Origin of the sequence: Paenibacillus popilliae ATCC 14706, assembly GCF_000315235.1 — a bacterium.
GTDB lineage: Bacteria > Bacillota > Bacilli > Paenibacillales > Paenibacillaceae > Paenibacillus_B > Paenibacillus_B popilliae.
In genome coordinates this window covers 1-3,947 of record NZ_BALG01000413.1, presented here as the reverse complement: position 1 = coordinate 3,947, position 3,947 = coordinate 1, and the positions used below count along the sequence as shown (strand labels likewise).

The 3,947-nt window shown below is 42.5% G+C and carries 3 protein-coding genes; 2 read left to right on the top strand and 1 reads right to left on the bottom strand.

Annotated elements, in window-relative coordinates; genetic code table 11:
* Positions 1 to 1,273: 1,273 nt before the first annotated feature.
* Both PPOP_RS17865 and PPOP_RS17860 read left to right on the top strand, forming a co-directional pair.
* On the top strand, positions 1,274 to 2,218 hold the full coding sequence (locus tag PPOP_RS17865; protein WP_006288067.1) for a polymorphic toxin-type HINT domain-containing protein: 945 nt from the start codon (positions 1,274 to 1,276) through the stop codon (positions 2,216 to 2,218).
* A 1-nt stretch (position 2,219) separates the two neighbouring features.
* Complete coding sequence (locus tag PPOP_RS17860) at positions 2,220 to 2,702, top strand: hypothetical protein (protein ID WP_006288066.1); 483 nt, start codon at positions 2,220 to 2,222, stop codon at positions 2,700 to 2,702.
* A gap of 466 nt (positions 2,703 to 3,168) precedes the next feature.
* Here PPOP_RS17860 and PPOP_RS17855 read toward each other — a convergent pair.
* On the bottom strand, positions 3,169 to 3,947 hold a 779-nt coding region (locus PPOP_RS17855), incomplete at its 5' end, for an IS630 family transposase (RefSeq protein ID WP_006288065.1).

The window sequence follows — 3,947 nt, the reverse complement described above, 5'->3', positions numbered from 1 at the left end:
CTGTACACCGCATCGTTTCGCTGCTCGCATTGGGGGTTCCTCTACTTTCAAACGATATTTTCTATTATTTTACCATACTTCGTCTCTTTGTTCGATTAGGGTCAGACTTTTTCACCGGACTTCTAAATCGTTTGGAGTTTAAATTCTTTATCGTATTTTTTCGTCATCGTAGCACCTCGAATTTGGATATTTTCATTCTACCCGATTCTCGGTTCTACATGTCTACTTTTTAGTCTAGCAGCATTTACTCATCATGCTCGAAAAAGATGCAAAGAACAAAATATTAACCTGCATAACTTACTTAAAGAAGTGAAAACAATTCCTGCGCCGAGGGTAATACCAGATGGATATCCACAGAAGGACATACGATAATGTTAAGTGGTAAAGCTAATGGCAATATCGTTATTGTGACTGTTATAGCAAAGCATAAGTATAGACAAACTATGAATAAACTACACAAAGGACGAAACACCTTCTGAGTGTTCGTCCATTTATATTGATTGCAACATAAAATGGGTAATTTAGAAAAAAATACTTGTATTTTGTGAGATACATGGTAAAGTATAGATAATTACATTGCCGAAGGGAGTTGAAACTATGAATACCGTTGCTGCGAAGCCACAGCGCTTGGGGAGCTAATACAGTGTACAGTGCTATCGGCAGAAGAAGGAAATAGTCTATCGAAGCTGCAAGAAGCGGTCGTCCTTGATAAGAGTTGCCTGTCGAGAATTGAAAGCAGCGAAATCAAACACCCCTGATTTAAACATCATTTAATCCATTGCTGCTGTATTAGACATCCCCGGTGACGACATCGTAGAACAGTACATCGAAATTGGACATAAATCACATGTAATTTACTCGTTTTTGCAAAAAACACTCGAAAAATGAAGTCAGCTTAGACTTGGTAGAAAAGCTTTATCAGATAGCATTCACCGTAATATATGAACCCATTCAACTATCTTTGTATAACCTCATCATTGATTACTCACGTCCCCACAGAATTATGCCCTATACTGCCAAAGGATTTTACCAAAAGTACAGGATTGAACGAAATGATTTCAGCAGATTTTTTTAAGTGATAAAGAACGAATACTGCTGCACTATGGACTGAGCGTTCACGCCTATAGTCTTATGTACTATCACGATGCTATAGGTCTGGGAAATTATGTTATGGAAACTTACGTAGTAGCACAACGACCAGACATCCTGCAAAGCACGGGGAAAAGACCCAAAATTGTCTTTAGAAAATACGGTACAAAAAGGAGAAGAGAACATGAAAAAATTTATAGCCTTGATGTTATTGATTGCCCTTTCATTTACAAGTATTCCACTTGCTTATGCGGATTTCGCGAATGGTACCTTGGTGCAGACAGAAACCGGATTCAAGCCAATTGAACAAATTCAGGTCGGGGATCTCGTGTATGCAAAAGATGAAACAACGGGAGAAACAGGGTATCATAGAGTTGTTCAGTTATTCCAGGGACAAGCGGATAAGACGTATCACATTACCGTAAATGGAACTCCAATCACGACATCCGGAGAGCATCCATTCTGGGTGCATGGCCAAGGATGGGTGGAAGCAAGCCATCTGAAGGAAGGAGATCTGCTTCAAAGTCCACAAGGCACGCCCTATCTGATCGACCGGATCGAGATGAAGAACAACAATTTGTCTGTATATAACTTCGGAGTCGAAGAAGTACATAATTATTTCGTCACGGAGTCGGAAATATGGACGCATAATGTCATCGGAGTGATTGTAAGAGCGATAGTACAAGGCGTTACAAAATACGTTGCAAAAAATACTGCGAAAAACGTTGCAAAGAACGTTGTGAAGAACTCCGGAAAGGCGTCTAAGGGGACGGGTAAAGGTAAAACTTTTGTCGATAAAATGAACCCATCAGAGGCTGCTCGATATCAAAGATATTGGAAACAGGATTATAAACCAAACTATAAAGGTGCGCCAAATACTAGGGAGCGAACCTATACTACTCCTGGGACACGAAGTATTATTGATCGAAAACTTAGCAGAACAGGTGAGATGTATGAACGAGAAACGATTTATGACCGGTTTGGAAGAAGAATAGGGAATAACGATTATACGTATCATGGAAAGCCTCATCACCATGGAAATCCTCATTATCATCCAAACCCATGGCAGAACCCTACACAACATGGACCAAATACTCCAGGACTACATCCTAATACTCCGAGGTGGTAGTATGGTGCCCATTGCTCACTATCTTTTCTCGATTTCCTATAGTGGTTACTTCAACAAGCAGGACTGGAAAAATTGGGCTGACCAACGTATTTTGGGGCAAGAAACAGTGGAGGATTGGCTAATTAATGTTTCACTAGCCAGTAATATCGAAAAGTTAACTGATGCCCTAAGTGATTTATTGATTTCAGAAAGACACAATATATATAACTTATCTCCTGCTAGTGATGCAATCATTGGATACTACTACTTAAAATACCTAGAGGGTAAGTTGTCGCTTTATGAATTATTAATGCAGTCTGGGGACGAGGCAGATGGTGGTGAAGGAGCGACTGTCGAATGTGAAGAGTTTTATGCAATTTCAAATGAAGTAGAAAAAGATGCAAAACTTGTTGACGACACAATTTTTCAGGAGAAAATAGCTACATTGTTTAAACCATTTAGAGTTGTTGCTGAACAGCAAAAAGAAGCTTTAGTAAATTACTGATACAGTTTTTTACGGGTCTATCAAGATTTTTGAGTAGTGCGGCCGGGCAAGGTCGTTCATTCTAGTGGGTGGGAGTCCCATCAGGAAAAGGCCTAACCAGCAGTCCTGTAGCTAGTTCTTGGAGGTAATTCGTAACGAAAAACATTAAGCGTAGAACGGCAAAATAGCGGGCCGAAAGCGAAAGCTGAAGTGATGGAGCCTCGAAAAATAAGTGGAGACAGGCCGATGTGGTTACACACACAGAAGGCAATATCGGTTCGAGCATTTTGGTGAGTTTGAATCGGCACTCCGGGGTCTGAGAGCTTGGCACGTTACAAACAGAGAATTAGCGGGAACCCGGGAGACCCTATCTCTTCCTGGAATCAGCGGGTATGCCATACAAGTGAAAACACAATCTATTTTACAGACCCGGAAGGGACGCACTTCAGACCTAGTAGATAGCTCCTGAAATAACGTTCGTGCCCTGTCAATTTTCCAAACCGTACTTCCAACGGAAATGCACCGGATTTTCGTTGACTTCCTGGAGGTACAACTCAAGTCGCTCTTTTAATTCTTCTTTTGACTTCACCCGAAGATGACGAAGTACCTGTTTCGTCATCTTTGCGAAGAAGCTTTCAATCACATTGAGCCAGGAGCCATGTTTGGGGGTGAAGACGAACTCAAACCGGTTCGGCCGACTCTCCAGATAAGCATTTGTTTCCTTGGAGATAGGAGCGGAATGGTTGTCTACTATGATTTGAATCCGCAGTTCCGGGCTATAGTGGGCATCAAGCTTCTTCAGAAAGTCAACGAATTCACGACTGCGATGACGTTCTTCGATCGAACCGATCACTTCGCCGGTGACTAAATCAATGCCTGCCAGCAGGCTCAGTGTTCCATGCCGTTTGTACTCAGAGTCACGACCTATGGTGGAATGTTCCCCGGTGACGGGAGGCAAATCCTCGGCAGTATTGCCGATCGCCTGAATGCCAGGTTTCTCGTCGTAGGACAAATAAACGTCGCAGAGTGGTTTTATTTCTTCGTTCTCCAGAATGTATTCGACTTGCTGACAGACGCAAAGCACTTCCGTCCGTTTTGCATCGAACTCTGGATCGCGGCGTTCCAGATCATAACGGACTTTATGTGGTTGCAAATCTTGGGCGGCCAGCAGACGGGACACGCTGCTAGGCGACATGCGGGAGAGACAGTCATGACCTTCAGTTACCGCGTGATTACGCACATGCTGTGCCAAAAGACGCTGGGTCC

Bases quoted from the DNA above. Each gene is read 5' to 3' on its own strand.
- PPOP_RS17865 (WP_006288067.1), top strand. From the start codon at position 1,274: ATGAAAAAATTTATAGCCTTGATGTTATTGATTGCCCTTTCATTTACA.
- PPOP_RS17860 (WP_006288066.1), top strand. From the start codon at position 2,220: ATGGTGCCCATTGCTCACTATCTTTTCTCGATTTCCTATAGTGGTTAC.